This is a genomic window from Bacillus salipaludis (assembly GCF_004358205.1).
Map to the genome: position 1 here is coordinate 368729 of NZ_SMYO01000001.1, position 16391 is coordinate 385119.

At 37.3% G+C, this 16391-nt stretch carries 20 protein-coding genes; 5 read left to right on the forward strand and 15 right to left on the reverse strand.

Features of this window, described 5'->3' with window-relative positions:
* Positions 1 to 56: 56 nt before the first annotated feature.
* The 6 genes from dapD to E2K98_RS01795 form a co-directional block, all read right to left on the reverse strand.
* Positions 57 to 767, reverse strand: a complete 711-nt coding sequence (dapD, locus tag E2K98_RS01770; protein WP_133332588.1) for a 2,3,4,5-tetrahydropyridine-2,6-dicarboxylate N-acetyltransferase — start codon at positions 765 to 767, stop codon at positions 57 to 59.
* A gap of 79 nt (positions 768 to 846) precedes the next feature.
* Complete coding sequence (locus E2K98_RS01775) at positions 847 to 1731, reverse strand: LysR family transcriptional regulator (RefSeq protein WP_133332589.1); 885 nt, start codon at positions 1729 to 1731, stop codon at positions 847 to 849.
* A 59-nt stretch (positions 1732 to 1790) separates the two neighbouring features.
* The gene (locus E2K98_RS01780) at positions 1791 to 3314 is read right to left on the reverse strand and encodes an MDR family MFS transporter (protein WP_133332770.1); all 1524 of its coding nucleotides are present in this window, start codon (positions 3312 to 3314) and stop codon (positions 1791 to 1793) included.
* Positions 3315 to 3372: 58 nt separating this feature from the next.
* Positions 3373 to 3816, reverse strand: a complete 444-nt coding sequence (cbpB, locus tag E2K98_RS01785) for a cyclic-di-AMP-binding protein CbpB (RefSeq protein ID WP_133332590.1) — start codon at positions 3814 to 3816, stop codon at positions 3373 to 3375.
* 114 nt (positions 3817 to 3930) lie between these two features.
* Positions 3931 to 4167 (reverse strand): YkuJ family protein, encoded by a 237-nt coding sequence (locus tag E2K98_RS01790; RefSeq protein WP_026574712.1) that lies wholly within the window; start codon positions 4165 to 4167, stop codon positions 3931 to 3933.
* 205 nt (positions 4168 to 4372) lie between these two features.
* Entirely contained in the window at positions 4373 to 5584 is a 1212-nt protein-coding gene (locus E2K98_RS01795) for an EAL domain-containing protein (protein ID WP_133332591.1), read from the reverse strand.
* A 156-nt stretch (positions 5585 to 5740) separates the two neighbouring features.
* On the opposite strand from E2K98_RS01795, the gene E2K98_RS01800 reads away from it, so the two are divergent.
* The 3 genes from E2K98_RS01800 to E2K98_RS01810 all read left to right on the forward strand — a co-directional run bounded on the left by E2K98_RS01800 (position 5741) and on the right by E2K98_RS01810 (position 7811).
* Positions 5741 to 6556 carry a C39 family peptidase gene (locus E2K98_RS01800; RefSeq protein WP_133332592.1) on the forward strand — a complete coding sequence of 272 codons (816 nt, stop codon included), beginning with the start codon at positions 5741 to 5743 and terminating at the stop codon, positions 6554 to 6556.
* A 148-nt stretch (positions 6557 to 6704) separates the two neighbouring features.
* Positions 6705 to 6908, forward strand: coding sequence for a hypothetical protein (locus E2K98_RS01805; RefSeq protein ID WP_133332593.1), 204 nt, complete (start codon positions 6705 to 6707; stop codon positions 6906 to 6908).
* Between the two features lie 33 nt (positions 6909 to 6941).
* Positions 6942 to 7811 carry a metallophosphoesterase gene (locus E2K98_RS01810; protein ID WP_133332771.1) on the forward strand — a complete coding sequence of 290 codons (870 nt, stop codon included), beginning with the start codon at positions 6942 to 6944 and terminating at the stop codon, positions 7809 to 7811.
* A gap of 56 nt (positions 7812 to 7867) precedes the next feature.
* Here E2K98_RS01810 and E2K98_RS01815 read toward each other — a convergent pair whose 3' ends face one another.
* Positions 7868 to 8206, reverse strand: a complete 339-nt coding sequence (locus E2K98_RS01815) for an EAL domain-containing protein (RefSeq protein WP_133332594.1) — start codon at positions 8204 to 8206, stop codon at positions 7868 to 7870.
* A 295-nt stretch (positions 8207 to 8501) separates the two neighbouring features.
* On the opposite strand from E2K98_RS01815, the gene E2K98_RS01820 reads away from it, so the two are divergent.
* Both E2K98_RS01820 and E2K98_RS01825 read left to right on the forward strand, forming a co-directional pair.
* Positions 8502 to 8981, forward strand: coding sequence for a YkyB family protein (locus E2K98_RS01820; RefSeq protein WP_133332595.1), 480 nt, complete (start codon positions 8502 to 8504; stop codon positions 8979 to 8981).
* Positions 8982 to 9105: 124 nt separating this feature from the next.
* Positions 9106 to 10260: an aminotransferase A gene (locus tag E2K98_RS01825; RefSeq protein WP_133332596.1), complete on the forward strand. Its 1155-nt coding sequence runs from the start codon at positions 9106 to 9108 to the stop codon at positions 10258 to 10260.
* A gap of 39 nt (positions 10261 to 10299) precedes the next feature.
* On the opposite strand, the gene E2K98_RS01830 is transcribed toward E2K98_RS01825, so the two are convergent.
* The 8 genes from E2K98_RS01830 to E2K98_RS01860 all read right to left on the reverse strand — a co-directional run bounded on the left by E2K98_RS01830 (position 10300) and on the right by E2K98_RS01860 (position 16150).
* A complete protein-coding gene (locus E2K98_RS01830) occupies positions 10300 to 10479 on the reverse strand; it encodes a hypothetical protein (protein ID WP_133332597.1) in 180 nt (59 codons plus the stop codon).
* A 68-nt stretch (positions 10480 to 10547) separates the two neighbouring features.
* Entirely contained in the window at positions 10548 to 11426 is an 879-nt protein-coding gene (locus tag E2K98_RS01835) for an NAD(P)-dependent oxidoreductase (protein WP_133332598.1), read from the reverse strand.
* A 162-nt stretch (positions 11427 to 11588) separates the two neighbouring features.
* Positions 11589 to 12059, reverse strand: a complete 471-nt coding sequence (locus E2K98_RS01840) for a hypothetical protein (protein ID WP_133332599.1) — start codon at positions 12057 to 12059, stop codon at positions 11589 to 11591.
* Between the two features lie 81 nt (positions 12060 to 12140).
* Positions 12141 to 12926 (reverse strand): SDR family oxidoreductase, encoded by a 786-nt coding sequence (locus tag E2K98_RS01845; protein ID WP_133332600.1) that lies wholly within the window; start codon positions 12924 to 12926, stop codon positions 12141 to 12143.
* A gap of 88 nt (positions 12927 to 13014) precedes the next feature.
* Positions 13015 to 13650 (reverse strand): FMN-dependent NADH-azoreductase, encoded by a 636-nt coding sequence (locus tag E2K98_RS01850; protein ID WP_133332601.1) that lies wholly within the window; start codon positions 13648 to 13650, stop codon positions 13015 to 13017.
* Between the two features lie 210 nt (positions 13651 to 13860).
* Positions 13861 to 14007 (reverse strand): hypothetical protein, encoded by a 147-nt coding sequence (locus E2K98_RS30680; protein ID WP_165976142.1) that lies wholly within the window; start codon positions 14005 to 14007, stop codon positions 13861 to 13863.
* Between the two features lie 164 nt (positions 14008 to 14171).
* Positions 14172 to 15884 (reverse strand): phosphoenolpyruvate--protein phosphotransferase, encoded by a 1713-nt coding sequence (ptsP, locus tag E2K98_RS01855; RefSeq protein WP_133332602.1) that lies wholly within the window; start codon positions 15882 to 15884, stop codon positions 14172 to 14174.
* Positions 15884 to 16150 carry a phosphocarrier protein HPr gene (locus E2K98_RS01860; protein WP_026574699.1) on the reverse strand — a complete coding sequence of 89 codons (267 nt, stop codon included), beginning with the start codon at positions 16148 to 16150 and terminating at the stop codon, positions 15884 to 15886. Before E2K98_RS01860 ends, ptsP begins: the two co-directional genes overlap by 1 nt.
* Positions 16151 to 16391: the final 241 nt, after the last annotated feature.

The window sequence follows — 16391 nt, forward strand, 5'->3', positions numbered from 1 at the left end:
GGTTACTCCCTTGGTTAGAAAAAAAGCGTGGATTATCCACGCTTTCCTCCTATTGATTATAATTGACGAAGCGCATCCATTATTTCTGTCTTCGATTTAGTCTTTTCATCAATATCTTTTATTTTTTTTGCAGGAATTCCAGCAACAACTGTATTTGGTGGAACATCATCCGTTACAACTGCACCTGCTGCAACAACGGACCCTTTTCCAACTGTTACACCTTCGAGTACAACTGCATTTGCTCCAATTACAACATCGTCTTCGATCACAACAGGTTTTGCAGATGGTGGTTCGATTACTCCTGCTAAAACAGCACCGGCACCAATATGACATCTTTTCCCAACCGTTGCTCTGCCGCCCATTACTACATTCATGTCAATCATTGTATTTTCACCAATAACTGCACCAATGTTAATGACAGCCCCCATCATAATAACCGCATTATCACCAATTTCAACCTGATCGCGAATCGTGACACCTGGTTCAATTCGGGCATTTACATTTTTCATATCAAGTAATGGCAATGCTGAATTACGGCGGTCATTCTCAATTACATAATCTTCAACCTTTGCTTGATTGGCTTCTAATGCAGCATTAACATCTGCCCAATCACCAAAAACAACCCCTGTATTTCCATTCACAAATACCTTTGAATTGCTTCCAAAATCAATTCCATCAAGGTCACCCTTTAAATAAACCTTTACAGGTGTAGATTTTTTACTATTTTGGATAAACGAAATAATTTCATGTGCATCCATCTTTTTCATAATTTATTCTCCTCCCTATGGCTTGTACTAAAAATTACTTTAACAAACGAAAGCGATGAAAACAATAAAAAAAATGGGATTATTGTTTTTTTTCAGAAATATATTCTTTGATTAATTCAACAAACGCATTTACCTGTTTCAATTGAAAAGCTGATTCATAACCTAAAAGCCATGTATCCCTTTTAAGCGGCAGCTGATTTTCATTGAGAAGCGGGATTTTAAATATATTTTTTTCTGCGCTTTTTAAGGTAATCGACGGCAGGATGGAGTAGCCGATTCCATTAAACGTCATTTGTTTACAGGTCTCAATTTGATCGACAACAATGGTCCTTTTTGGTGAGGTCTTAAAATTTCTCATCCACCAATCTTGAATTTCTTGATAATAGTTAGAGTCACTTTTAAATTGAATAAACGGACGATCAGTGTCCAAAACCTGCTCTGGCTTTGTAATAACTCTGTCTACTAGATATAGCGGATCACTAAAGAGGTGGATCTTAGCCCCTTTCCAATCAGGAGTTCCGCGAATAATCCCGATATGAACCTGGTCATCATGCAAGCATTTTAAAATTTCACTGCTCCAGCCAGTTACAAGCGAAATTTTTGCCTGGGGATAGGTATCAATATATTGCTTTAATACTTGAGGAAGCCAATTTTGCCCAACTATTGAAGCAACTGCTATTTTTAATGTTCCGGACACACCGCCCTGGAGTGAATGAATCGACTCCCTTACCTTTTCTTCCTTTTTCAAGACCTCATTTACAAATTGGATAACTTGCTCCCCTGATGGGGTCAGCGCCAGTCCTTTTTGAGAACGAATAAACAATTTCGTCTCCCAATCTTTTTCGATGGTTTGCAGGCGCTGTGATAATGCCGGCTGGGAGACAAACAGGCGCTCAGAAGCCTTACGCATATTCATTTCTTGAGCCAAAACAGATAATAATTGAAATTCAGACAGTGAAGACAACGTTTAAACCACCTTATACTTTTTTTCAAAAAACCTTTTAATGGAAAAAAGCTCTGTTTTTAAACAGAGCTATTCCCTTTTTTCGGAATAAAGAAAACCAAAATCAAACTTATTAGCGCAAAAATTAGAACTACATAGTAGACAGTATGCAGGGATAGAGTTAAACCATTTTGAAGCACTTCTCTTACCGTTTCAGTTAACTGTGCACGCTCTTTTGCATTTAAAAGAATATTAGCCGAATTAATAGTTAGTTTCTTCCCGGCTTCTGCAGCATTTTCATTTAAATAACTGCTTAACCGATTATTAAGAATTCCGCCTAATAAAGCAGCCCCTATCGTGTTCCCCAAATTTCTCATAAACATATTAGCTGCTGTTGCGATCCCGCGTTGCTGCCATTCGACAGTACTTTGAATGGAAACGATGAAGGCAGTCGAAGTTAACCCCATTCCAATTCCTACAATAAATGAGCCTGCAGCGGCCCAGATAGGACCGACAGAAGTGGACATTGTGACAAAAAAGATACTGCCAAGCACTAATGCTACTCCACCAATAATCGAGGTGGTTCGATACCCTAGAGAAATTAGCATTTTTCCAGACATTGTGGATGCAATTGGCCAGCCAATTGACATTGTCGTCAAGGTAAATCCTGCAATAATGGCTGTTTGTTCCATTACCCCCTGAACAAATGTAGGTAAAAAGCTTGAAATCCCGATTAACATTATTCCAGTTGTCAACGAGGTAATATTTGCAATAAAAATGGACCGTTCTTTCCAAATATTAAATGGCATGACAGGCTCTTTTGCCCTTCCCTCCTGAAAAACAAACGCTGCCAATGTAAGCCCGCACAATGTAAAAAGCGATAAAGCCTGCCAAGAGTTCCAGGCCCAATGACTGCCCCCTTCAACTAGAACTAACATAAGCGAAGAAATGGCAACCGTTAGTAGAATAGCTCCGAGATAGTCAATTTCGTGTTTTTTCTTTTCCACATTTTCATGTAAAAACAGCCATAATCCAGCAAGAGAAAGAATTCCTAATGGGATATTGATCCAAAAAACATAATGCCAGCTGACATATTGAACAAGCAGACCGCCAACAGCCGGCCCTGTAATGGCAGAAATCCCCCAAACGCTTGAAAGATAGCCTTGGATTTTTGCCCGCTCTTCAGCCGTATAAATATCCCCTACAATGGTTGTGGCAATCGGCATAACAGCGCCAGCTCCAAACCCTTGTATGAGGCGAAAAATAATCAGCATTTTCATTGATGAGGCAAAACCGCAAAGTGTCGATCCTATTAAAAAAATGATAACACCAAAAAACATGATGGGTTTTCGTCCAAATAAATCTGATAACTTTCCATAAATGAGAACCGTTACAGAATTCATTAACAAATACGCTGAAAACACCCAACTGTATAATTGGAAGCCACCTAAATCAGCAACAATGGCAGGCATCGCTGTTGAAACAATAGTTGCTTCAATTGCCCCCATAAACATAGCGAGCATAACAGCAGCTAAAACCAGGTGCTTTTTGGTTCGCTTTTTTTGAGATCCTCCAATACTCTTTTCTGCTGCGGTATCCCCCATTATAACACCTCTTTTTAAACTCAATAATATAGCTCCCTATCAAGGGAGCTCTGATCAATTATTTAATAAATCTTTTAACTAAATTGTTTAATTGATTTAATACTGTACTTCTTGGCAAAATTCCTTCAAAAAAACCATCCTCAGATTCAACACAAATGAAAGGTTGATTTACGAGCAGCTCAAGGCATTTTATAATCGATTCGGAAATCTTTACCCGTGAAATATCCGATTTCATGACCTCTTCTACCCGTTTATTCTCCAACTTTTCAAATTCAATCCGTTCCAATCCTAAAATGGAATCCATGATAATCGGCGTACTAATTAACCCGTGGAGCTTATAATGTGGGTCTAAAACAGGAATAGCAGTATATCCACTTTTGGTTAAAACTAATAAAGCATGCTCAAGATTGTTCCCAATCTGAACATGTGCGACCCGCTCGGAAGGGATCATAAAATCTTTTATACTTAATTCTAAAAATTCCCCACTGTGAAGACTTATCATGAGCCGAACCCCTCAAATTTTTTGTTTGATTCCTCTTTATTTTACCATAGTTCCTTTGATACTGTACGGTTTTTACATGTTCAAAACCGAAAAAGAAAGGAACCCGAAGGTCCCTTATTGAATCAAATCAAAAATTTCAATTGTAATCATATCAATATTATCAAATTGATACCGTTTTGGTTTTTCCTTCTCATTGTATACTTCTAATTCAAATGTTTCTGTCTTAGGATGAAACGTTACCTGACACTTGCGCTCGCCATTTACCTCGAAATAACGTTGTGCAGGTTCTCCACCCCCCGATTGTTCCTGAAGGTTTTTTAATCGAGTTAATATACCTTGAAGCTGTGACATTTGCCTATCTCCTTTCAAACACAAACAAACTTCCTACATTTATGTTTCTCTTTTGACATGTTTCTATCCAAACGGATTATGGTTTAATTTTAACTACCAAGTTTTTATATGCCAATATTAAAAGAATAAAATAAGGAACGGCATTTGTCCAAGCAAAATTGGAGGAAAGGAAAAATTTTTTTATTAAAGGGTGCATTAAGTCACATTATAAAAGCTGCTCATGCTCAAATAAATATTGATAAGATATGTCGATAAACAAATATTCTTCGCCATTCATGGGAAAAGAAAAAGTTCGAATCGTTTCACCTGTTTCAATATCACTGTATAAATCTGACAAGATTCCTTTTCGCTCATTACGCATTTTGATAATATTTTCTAAAAAATAAGGACGCCAGCTCCAGTTTTTATTAAGATACTGTGCTTGAGTTATCCAGTCATTTTTTTCTTTAAAGATATTAACCGATTTTTGAAAGCCATCTTCATCACATACATACATTCTGAAGGCGATTTGATCCAATTCTTTTATCAAAGCTTGAAATAAATCCTCATAACTTGTCTTCCTGTTTTTTATAACAATTTCCTGAACTTTAATTTGAAAAAACTCGGCGGTCGTATATACCGCTTCTAATTTTCTTTTTTCATATGAAATAAAGTCGTGGAATTTCTCTTTTAATCGTTCTTTTAACATATCCCCTTGAATAAATTCTGCCTCTGGCGGATGGAGATAATATCCTTGATAGTATCTTCCCCCATTTTTCCAGGCAAATTGGAGCTGATAACTCATTTCAATATTTTCAAACAATAATGTTGCCCCGATTTTCCGGGCCAATAATGACAGAGTAAATAATACGTCATTAAAATTCGTTCCAGTTGACGTTGATTTTAAAGCTTCTAGATTGACCTTCAAAATATCAGGTTCTATTTCTCCAATTCGCTGAAAATAATTTTTTGCACTATCAATCCTGGCAATCGCAATTTGGATCCCATACGTACGATAGTATTGCAGTAAGTGATCTAATTGATCGAAATCCCCTGTATAATTTTGTTCCGATATTTCAAGAACAATTCTGCTCAATCGAATTCCTCTTTTTTCAAATTCTAAAAGCTCTTGTAAAAATGGTTCGCCATGTCCATACATTAATAAATCAGCATTTCGATTTAAAAAAATCTTGACATGATCATCCAAATTAAGTGCTTTTTCTAATGCCTTACTTACCACAATTTGGTCTACTTCAAATTTATATTCATCCGGAATCTGATCATCCTGAAAAAAGGGTCCTAAGCTAATGATGTTCCCTTCTGACTTATATCTTCCCAATACTTCATATGCGACCACACTATGTTCTTCCGCACTAAAAATTGGTTGAAAAAAAGGAATGACATTTTCAAGATCCGCTAGGATATCCAATGCATCCATTTACTTGCCCTCCAAAAAAGATTTTTCTCATTATACCATACCAATATATACAATACGCAGAAAAGCCTTCTCACGTTCGTTTCCAACAGGATACCATCATATAAGAAGAGATACAATCACACCCTAAATTCAAGTCCATTTAAAGGGGGAGAAGTATTGAAGAAGCTTTTTGCTTTGGCCACCATTCTTCCATTGCTTGGATGCAGTAATTTAGATGATGATACCCTTTCAAATAGAACAAAAAAAACGGCCCCAGCCGCTGTTATTGAAAGAAACAATCAGGTAAAAATGCAAAATATTAACTCAACCGGCGTATTAAATGAAATGATACCAATACAAGCAAAACAATCGAAGCCTGCAAATGTAAACCCTAAAAAAGCTTCACAACTGCTTAATGTACCTCTAATTAGGCAAAACCCTGAATTAAGGTATGGATGTGAAGTCACCAGCCTTACAATGGTTCTCCAATATGCAGGTGTCAAAACGGATAAAATGGAGCTCTACCGCCTGATTAAAAAGGATTCCGACCCGCTCGTAAAAACGAATGGTGATATTCGGAGGTGGGGAAATCCCGCAGAAGGATTTGTTGGTGATATGACAGGAAAGACCCCGGGCTATGCAGTTTTTGATCGTCCAATGGTTCAATTAATTAATCAAAAGCTACCCGGTCGGGCAATTAATTTAACAAATCAGCCTTTTGAACGGGTATTACAGCATGTTTCAGATGGATATCCTGTCGTTGTTTGGACAACTGGAGATTATAGGCTTCCAGACCGCTGGGAGTCATGGTATCATGGGCAACAATACATTAAAACGCCTTTAGACCTCCATGCGGTGGTACTCGTTGGATACGATAGGAATTTCGTCTATTTAAATGACCCATTATCAGGTAGAAAACAAGTAAGAGTTGGTAAAGATCGATTTATTTCCTCCTGGAAAGCATTGAATTGCCGGGCAGTTAGTTATAAATAAATGCAATGAATTGTGAGATGCCAAATTTTTGGTATCTCTTTTTTATGAATAATTGTCCAAGTTTTGAATATTAACGTATTAAGCAGCCGTAAAAGATCTTTTTGTTAAAAACACTTGCTTTCTTTGCCAATTTTAAAGAAAATACGAAATGACGTTTATTTTTAAGGCTGTGTTAAAGTACAATGTTTTAACCATGTTGATTGGAGCGGAAGACACGAAGACCCCTGTGGGAGTACGGGGCAGGGGAGAGACTGCGCAGGAGCATAAACGGCGAGGAGGCTCCCCGGACCGCCCGCGAACCGCTTGTGCCTGGAGCGGAAATCAACTGACTAGTTTAACACAGCCATTTTAAAAAAATAAAAAGTGAGGTGGAATGGAAGAAAAGATGCAAACAAAAATGACAAGAAGATTCCTTTTAAAGCGTTCATTCGGTGCATTCCTCACAATCTTCGGCCTTAGTTCAGGAGGATATTTTTATGCCAACCGGATTGAACCTTCCCTGCTAGACGCTAATAACCTGGAAATCAAACATCCCTTAATCCCAAAAAGCTTTGACGGAAAAAGGATTATTCAATTTAGTGACACCCACTTGGGCTTTCAATATAATCTCCATCAGCTAAAAAAACTAATGACAAAAATTAATAACCTCAATCCTGATCTCATTCTTTTTACAGGAGATTTAATGGATGAACCGAATCGATATAATAAGATGAATCAAATTATTCCACTCTTGAAGCAGTTAAATGCTCCACTTGGAAAGTTCTGTATTTTTGGCAACCATGATCATGGGGGTTATGGCACTGACATTTATCGGAATATTATGGAGGCAGGAAATTTTACAGTCTTATTGAATGAATCTAAATCCATTAAACTAGAAGATGGTACGAGCATCTATTTAATTGGAGTAGATGATGCGATGTTAGGAAAACCCAATATCGCCTTAGCTTCAAGTCATATACCCAACAATAGGTTTAAAATTTTATTATCACATGCTCCCGACCTTGCGGATACCGCATCACAGTACCCAATACAATGGCAGATCAGCGGACATAGTCATGGAGGTCAAGTGAAAATTCCGTTTTTAGGGGCACTTGTTACCCCGCCTTTTGCCCAAATTTACACTGAGGGACTGTATTCAATTGGGAATCTTACTTTATATGTTAATAGAGGAATTGGAACAACACGTCTCCCTTTTCGTTTTATGGCCAAGCCAGAACTAACCATTTTCACACTAAGATATGAAAAAGCTATATAAAAAAGTCCTTATCTATTTTTAATGGAGATAAGGATTTTTATTTATTGAAAACTTTTTTATTTTTTCTTAACTAGATATCTTTCCTCAATTTCTAATGCGGGCAGTGGTTTTGAATAATAATACCCTTGTATTTTATGACATTTCGCTTCTGCTAAAAATTCTACCTGATTTTGATTCTCTACACCTTCAGCTATGACCTCTAATTCTAAACTTTTTCCAAGGTGAATAACCGTGGTTGTAATAGCCATATCCTTTTCGTTTTTAGGGATTTCCTTAATGAAGGATTGGTCAATTTTTAAAACATCCATTGGGAATTGTTTTAAATAGTTTAATGATGATTCACTTACTTTGTCCGCACTAAATTTTGAAGATAGTAGGTTGATTGACTGCTCCATTTTATCATCCTTTAGACATAAAAAGTTCGCATATTTTTACAATAATGTTTTTACATTTGTGTATTTCTATTTTACAATCTAAATAAGTGAAAATATCGAATTTATTCATTATTCCGGTAAAATTTTCTATTATTTTAGCTTTATGCTGTGAAAGTTAAACCTATATTAAATATTATTGGAAATTTTGGCTGGGATTATTTCTTTTTTATTGATATCAATTGTCCTACCCCTTATTTTTCAATTAAAAAATGTGTATAATAAAGATGCTTTTGAACTACAGAAAGGAGTACTTATTTTGAACCCGGACCAGAAACGCCCTCTTACCAAACTTAATTTTACCATCGAAAACCTCTCTCAGGCTGTATTTATTGTAAATCGCCATGCAAAAACAGCTATTAATCCCAAATTTTTATACAAATTAAAACATGAAGCATTAAAAAAATTAATTGTTGAAGGTAAAGCTAAAAAAGTAGGACTTCATTTTTCAGAACATCCAAAAAACAGCCAGCAGCAATCTGATGTTTTAGTTGAGTGCGGAAGGTACACATTCCATATTCCTCCGACAAAATCAGATTTTGCCGAGCTCCCCCATTTAGGGAAGCTAGATGAAAGAGTAAGAAATCCAAAAGCAAATCTTTCACTTAATATTGCAAAAGCATTATTACAATCCTATACAGGAATAAAGGAAATCCAGCATTCTCCCTCCAATCCGGGTAACCGCCGCTCCTATCAAAAACCTGTCTTTAAGAAACTGGGAGAAAGATATACGAATTAAGGCCGGAGAAGTCCGGCTTTTCATATGCTTAAGCACCCCTAGATGGTAGAATATTGATACATATCCATCTATATTCAAACTGGACTAAAGACATATAGGTACAAATGGGAAGGATGAACGAGCTATGGAGCATTTAATCAATCAAAGAGTTAAAGATATTGAAATTTCCGGAATTAGAAAATTTTTTAATATGGTTTCTCATATTGAAGATTTAATTTCCCTTACGATTGGACAACCAGATTTCCCTACCCCGGAACATGTAAAACAAGCTGGAATACAGGCCATTGAAGAAAACTATACATCTTACACCCATAACGCGGGTATGCTTGAATTAAGAAAAGCAGCCTGCACCTTTATGGAAAAGAAATATGGCCTTCATTATCAGCCAGATACGGAAGTAATTGTCACAATGGGGGCCAGTGAAGCAATTGACATAGCGTTCCGAACGATATTAACAGAAGGAACGGAGGTAATTTTGCCAGGTCCCATTTATCCTGGATATGAACCGATTATTCGAATGATGGGGGCAACACCTATACATGTGGATGTGACAGAAAATAATTTCCGCTTTACGTTAGAGATGATTAAACCTCACATTACTGAAAAAACACGATGCATTGTTTTGCCTTATCCATCCAACCCTACAGGGGTGAGCCTCTCTGAAGACGAATTACGGGAAATTGCTGACTTCTGTAAGAATCAGGATTTCTTTATCCTTGCAGATGAGATATACAGCGAACTAACCTATGAACAGCCCCATAGGTCCATTGCCTCATACCTAAAAGAAAAAACAATTGTGATAAATGGTTTATCCAAATCACATTCGATGACAGGTTGGAGAATTGGCCTCTTATTTGCACCAGAGACACTGACCAAACATATTCTAAAGGTTCATCAATATAATGTGTCCTGTGCGAATTCTATTGCCCAAAAAGCAGCGATTGAGGCCCTTACAGCGGGTATGAATGATGCCCTTCCTATGAAAATGGAATATGAGAAAAGAAGAGAGTATGTATTTGATCGGTTAAATGCTATGGGACTTAGCGTTGTGAAACCGGATGGAGCCTTTTATTTTTTCGTACGAATACCGAAGACCGTAGGGTTAAACAGTTTTGATTTTGCCCTTAATCTTGTGAAGGAAGAAAAAGTAGCTGTCGTACCGGGGAGTGCTTTTTCAGAATATGGAGAAGGCTATTTCCGTTTGTCTTTCGCCTGTTCAATGGAAACATTAGAAAAAGGTTTAAATGGGGTAGAAAACTATTTAAAAAAGCTGAATTAAAAAGGACACCCTCACTGCAATAGAGTGAGGGTGTTCCTTTTATTGGCCTTTATATTCCCCGTTATTCTTTGGTGCTTTTTCTTTCTTTGCTTTATCTTTATGGATTTTATTTGTTGCAGCTGAACCCATTTCATGAGCAAATTCTTCATTCAGCTGTGATGAATCAAATCCTTTTTTATTTTTTTGCTGGGGATCATTTTTTTTTGTCCGTTTAGCCATTTTTGCAATTCCTCCTATAAATAATTCTCTTTTAGTTTCTATTTAGAGAAGGAATTTATTCGATACCTTTAGTTCTTCCAGTATTTATACAATGCTTGAGTTCCGCTGTTTTCTTCACCTTTTTCAGCTAATTGTTCATAAAGGGATTTAGCCAATGACAGACCCGGGGCGTCCATTCCCATTTGTTCTGCTTCATCAAGGGCAATTTTCATATCCTTAATGAAATGCTTTATGTAAAACCCTGGCTCAAAATTTCCATTCAGCATTCTTGGGGCAAGATTACTTAGAGACCAACTCCCAGCAGCCCCAGTTGAAATGCTTTTTAGTACAGTGTCAGGGTTCAATCCTGCTTTTTCTGCATAGATGATCGCTTCACATACCCCAATCATATTGGAAGCAATCGCAATTTGGTTACATGCTTTTGTATGCTGCCCTGCCCCTGCCTCTCCTTGGTAGACAATGTTCGTTCCAAGGTGCTCGAGTATCGGACGAACCGCATCAAAAGCTTCCCGCTCACCGCCAGCCATAATCGAGAGCTTTGCTTCTTTTGCTCCGACATCCCCGCCTGAAACAGGAGCATCAATGGCCTGGATTCCCTTCTTCTTAGCAGCCTCATATATTTCTTTGGCAAGCGAAGGAGCAGAAGTCGTCATATCGATTAGATAACTTCCTGCTTTAGCGTGGGCAATTAGTCCATCCTCACCAAAATAAACTTCCTCCACGTCCTTCGGATAACCGACAATCGTAAAAATAACTTGGGCTTTCTCAGCCGCATCTTGGGGATTTCCAGCCCATGTCGCACCTTTTTCCAAAAGGTCTGTAGCTTTTTCCTTTGTTCTCGAATAAACAACTACAGGGAATCCCGCATTTAATAAATGGCTTGCCATACTTTTTCCCATCACGCCTATTCCAATAAATCCGATTACCGTATTTTCTGGAGTTAACAAATTTATCTTCCTCTCCTCATTTTACCTCTATTTTAGCACTAAATTTCTTTGAAAGTATTGAAAAAGACCAGGTCATTTTTCTTGACCCGGTCCCCGCGCTAAAATCTCCAAATTTATGCACATATTTATTGTATCCACCCTGACGAAAAGTTAATCTTCACTTTAGAGCTCCGAAGAAAAATTAGTTAGGTAAGCACGCCCAAAAACCTCTTGATTGTTGAATACTTCTATTGATACAGCATTCTTATTTTCAATCATATTTTCTAATTCATGGATATGTAAGTCTTTTTTTAAGGGAATAGGGTCCATAAAAATATATTTTTCACTTCGCCCCACATCTAAAAATTCTCCATTAATGACCTGTTCTTCACCATATACAATTTCTCTTTGACCAATAGCTGCTGCTAGTTTATCATCATGGATGGCCACTTTAACCTTATATAATTGGCGGTCATTTAATATTTGGTCATTTATGCGAAAACGAAACTGAAGCTCATTATTTTTTGTTAATAAGGCATCCGCAAATCGGTTGACAATTAGTTCATCAGAAAATTGCAGCCCGCATCCAGTTAAAAAAGATGTACTGAGGATTCCAATTGATAATAATAACAGCATCCGCAATTTTTTCAGCATCCTAACACTCCCTTTATTACTACCATAACCATCAATTATTGGAAGTAAACGTTAGAAATGGCTAATAAAAGGAGCGGGAAGTTAAATCGCTTTAATCATGCCCCCATCAACAAGGAACGAACTTCCTGTCATATAGGTATTTGCATCCGATAAAAGGAACGCAGCGACATTGGCAAATTCTTCAGGTTTCCCATATCTTTTTAGAGGAATTGCCGCTTTTGATTTCTCTTCAATAACTTCTCGGTCAACACCTTGCTTATCTGCATTGACTTGGTCTAAATGTTTTACTCGATCTGTTGCAATCCTTCCAGGGGCAATTGTATTAATTAAAATATTGTATGGTGCTAATTCAGAAGCGAGTGTTTTTGAAAGCCCGACAATTCCAGTTCGAAATGTGTTTGATAAAATTAATCCAGGAATCGGTTCTTTTATAGAAGAAGAAGCGATATTAAGGATTTTTCCTCCTTGTTTTTTTATGTAAGGCAAGCTTTCGCGGATTAGCCTTACATAGGATAATAGATTTAATTCAAATGCATTCTGCCATTCATTATCGGATAGATCTTCAAAAGCAGCTGCAGGCGGACCGCCGGCATTATTTACAAGCAGATGGATTTCACCAAAGATTTCAATTGTCACTTGAACAAGCTGCTTAATTTCCTGAGGATTTGTTACATCGGTTCTATGGTAGCTGACTTTTCCAAGATCAATTGCTTCAAGCAAAGCTGCTTTTTGTTTCAGTTTCTCCTCATCCCGGCCTGAAATCATGACATTTGCGCCTTCCCTTACGAGTCTTTCCGCAATCGCAAAACCGAGCCCCTGGCTGGAGGCAGCGATAATCGCTGTTTTACCCTTTAGATTTAATTCCATCCTTATTTCCTCCCTTTGTTTTTCTTCTTTAATCTTACAAGAAAAAAAGGAAACAGAGTTAATCTGTCTCCCAAAATTTATTACTGCTTTAAAACGTATGCGCAAGATCCTTCGCACGAGCAATGGCATTTTCTTTGATTTCCTGTGCTTTATCAGGCATTGCATTATGCCCCTCAACGAAGAGTCCTTCTAAGGCTGGAACACCGAAGAAACTCATCATAATACTAATATACCGGTGGCCCATTTCCATTTGGGCTGCAGGTCCTTCTGAATAGAACCCACCGCGTGCTTGGATATGCAGTGCTTTTTTATCAGTCAAAAGTCCAATCGGACCTTTTTCCGTGTATTTAAATGTTTTTCCTGCAACTGCGACAGAATCAAGGTATGCCTTCATTACTGGAGGAAATGAAAAGTTCCATAACGGAGTAACGAAAACATATTTATCTGCGGCAATAAATTGTTCGTTTAATTCATTCAGCCGGCTAACCTTGGCCTTTTCTTCTGCAGATAGCTGATCAAACTCTTGTCCAGAGCGAAGCTTACCCCATCCGCTAAAAACGTCTGCATCTATATGGGGGATATTCTCTTTATATAAATCTAAATGAACCACTTCATCTCCCGGATTTACTTCTTTATACGTATCGATAAACGCTTTCCCTACGGCCATACTGTAGGATTGTGTTTCATTATGTGGGTGTGCAGTTATATATAATACTTTTGCCATTCTTCCATCACCTTTCTGTTCGTGTATGTTGACATTTTAGTTTAAATCAAAAATATAGAAATTAACCAAACTTTTTCACAAACTTTTAATTAATATATTTTCAATTCGAGGTAATTTTAAATAAAAAAAATGGTTCGGTCAACATTTCTGCTTTAAAGTAACCCATATAAAAAGGATTTGTCATTTAGACAAATCCTCAAAAACAGCCTCTTATTCATTTGTATCAACTGAGTATGGGTTACGACCAATACTTACTCTCATTTCATCGGTCATTTGGAATGGTTCATTAACCACTGACTCAGTTAGTGAAGAGTCTAGTTGTAAACTACCATCATAATGTAACGGTTTCTGTTCCATAATTCCTTTCACCCCCTGCATGCTCCTGCACATTGTACGATTGACCTATCAACTTTTAGGATTAATAAGTCTTTCTTACTATATTATAATTCCATACTAGTCTAAAAATCCCTTCTTTTTTCACAAAAAAAACCGACTGATTTCTCAGCCGGTTTTAAGGTATATTATTTTGTTGCTGCTGTTACAGCCTCGATTACTTGGTCAGTTGTTTGCATATTTAATACCTTTTGCGCAAGACTTTCCATATCGGATTTTTTGAGGTTCCGAATTAATGAACGGGCTTTTAAAATGGATGTTGCACTCATTGAAAATTCATCAAGACCAAGTCCTAGAAGAACTGGAATTGCTGTTTCATCTCCTGCCATTTCACCACACATGCCTGTCCATTTTCCTTCTGCATGTGAAGCATCAATAACCATTTTGACCAATCTTAAAATAGATGGGCTATATGGCTGATAAAGATAGGATACACGCTGATTCATACGGTCAGCTGCCATTGTATATTGAATGAGGTCATTTGTCCCAATACTGAAGAAATCAACTTCTTTGGCAAATTGGTCAGCTAAAACCGCAGTTGAAGGAATTTCAACCATGATTCCAAGCTCAATCTTTTCACTAACGGTTTGCCCTTCGCTTTGAAGCTTCGCTTTTTCTTCTTCCAGGATTGCCTTTGCTTGGCGAAACTCATCAAGGGTTGCAATCATTGGGAACATAATTTTTAAATTACCATAACTGCTTGCCCGCAGCAGTGCACGCAATTGGGTTCGGAAAATTTCCTGCTCTTCCAGGCATAAACGAATCGCACGGAAACCTAAGAATGGGTTCAATTCTTTTGGTAATTCCAAATATGGTAATTCTTTATCGCCACCAATGTCTAAAGTCCTAACGACCACTGGCTTGCCATTCATTCCTTCTAAGACGGCTTTATAGGATTCGAACTGTTCTTCCTCGGTGGGAAGCTGATCTCTGCCCATGTAAAGGAATTCGGTTCGATATAGACCAATTCCTTCACCACCATTATCCATAACTCCTTTTAAATCATTCGGAGTTCCGATATTGGCGGCTAATTCAACATGGTGACCATCTGCAGAAACAGTTTTTTCATTAACTAATTTTGCCCATTCAGCTTTTTGTGCCTCAAATTCGTTATGGATTTTACGGTATTGTTCCACTAGCTCAGGTGTCGGATTAATATGTACTTCACCTTTAAGTCCATCCACAATGACCATATCACCATTATTAATTTCAACTGTAGCTGCTTTGGTTCCAACTACTGCAGGAATTTCCAATGATCTTGCCATAATCGCTGAGTGGGAGGTACGGCCGCCAATATTTGTGGTAAAGCCCTTTACAAATTTACGATTTAATTGAGCGGTATCGGAGGGAGTTAAATCCTCGGCCACGATAATAACTTCTTCGGCAATCATGCTTGGGTTTACCAATTGAACACCAAGTAAATGGCAAAGAACACGTTTCGTCACATCACGAATATCTGCAGCCCGCTCCTTCATATACTCGTTATCCATTTGTTCGAACATTGTTATAAACATATCTGCCGTTTCTTTTAAGGCAAACTCAGCATTGATTTTTTCAGATTGAATTTTATCTTCAATCGGTCCTGTCAATTCAGGGTCACTTAGAACAAGAAGATGTGCTTCAAAAATGGCTGCCTTATCTTCCCCAAGTTCTACCTTTGCCCGGTCGCGAATGACTTCAAGCTCAGACGTAGATTTTTCCATTGCCATTCGAAATCTTTTTACCTCTGAATTCGTGTCATCAATGGTTTTCTTTTCAAAGGATAAATCAGGTTCTACAAGACGGTAAGCTTTTGCAATTGCGATACCGTTTGATGCAGCAATACCATGTAAAAAACTCATTATTCAGCCAAACCTTCTTTTTTCAGTGTTTCTTCAATGCTTGATAAAGCTTCTTCAGAATCGTTTCCTTCAGCAGAAATCACGATGTCTGCTCCTTGACCAATTCCTAAAGACATTACACCCATAATCGATTTTAAATTAACCTTTTTCCCTTTATATTCTAAATTGATTTCAGAATTGAATTTACTAGCTGCTTGTACTAACAAGGTTGCCGGTCTTGCGTGAATACCTGTTTCAGCTGTTACTTTAAATTGTTTTTCTGCCATGTAAATCAAACTCCTTTAATGTCAATTAATATAATAAATTTAAATTTATTACCTGCCTAATAAATCTAAACAATTTGTTCATTTTAGTCAACTAAACCGTTAATTGATTAATAAATAAAGCAATACAATCAATATTATTTTTTCCCTAAAATGACACAATTATGTTTTAAATAAAAGGCATAGATTGTGAAAAATAATACAAAGGATAGAATATCATTTTCTTACTCACTTGAACAGTAGT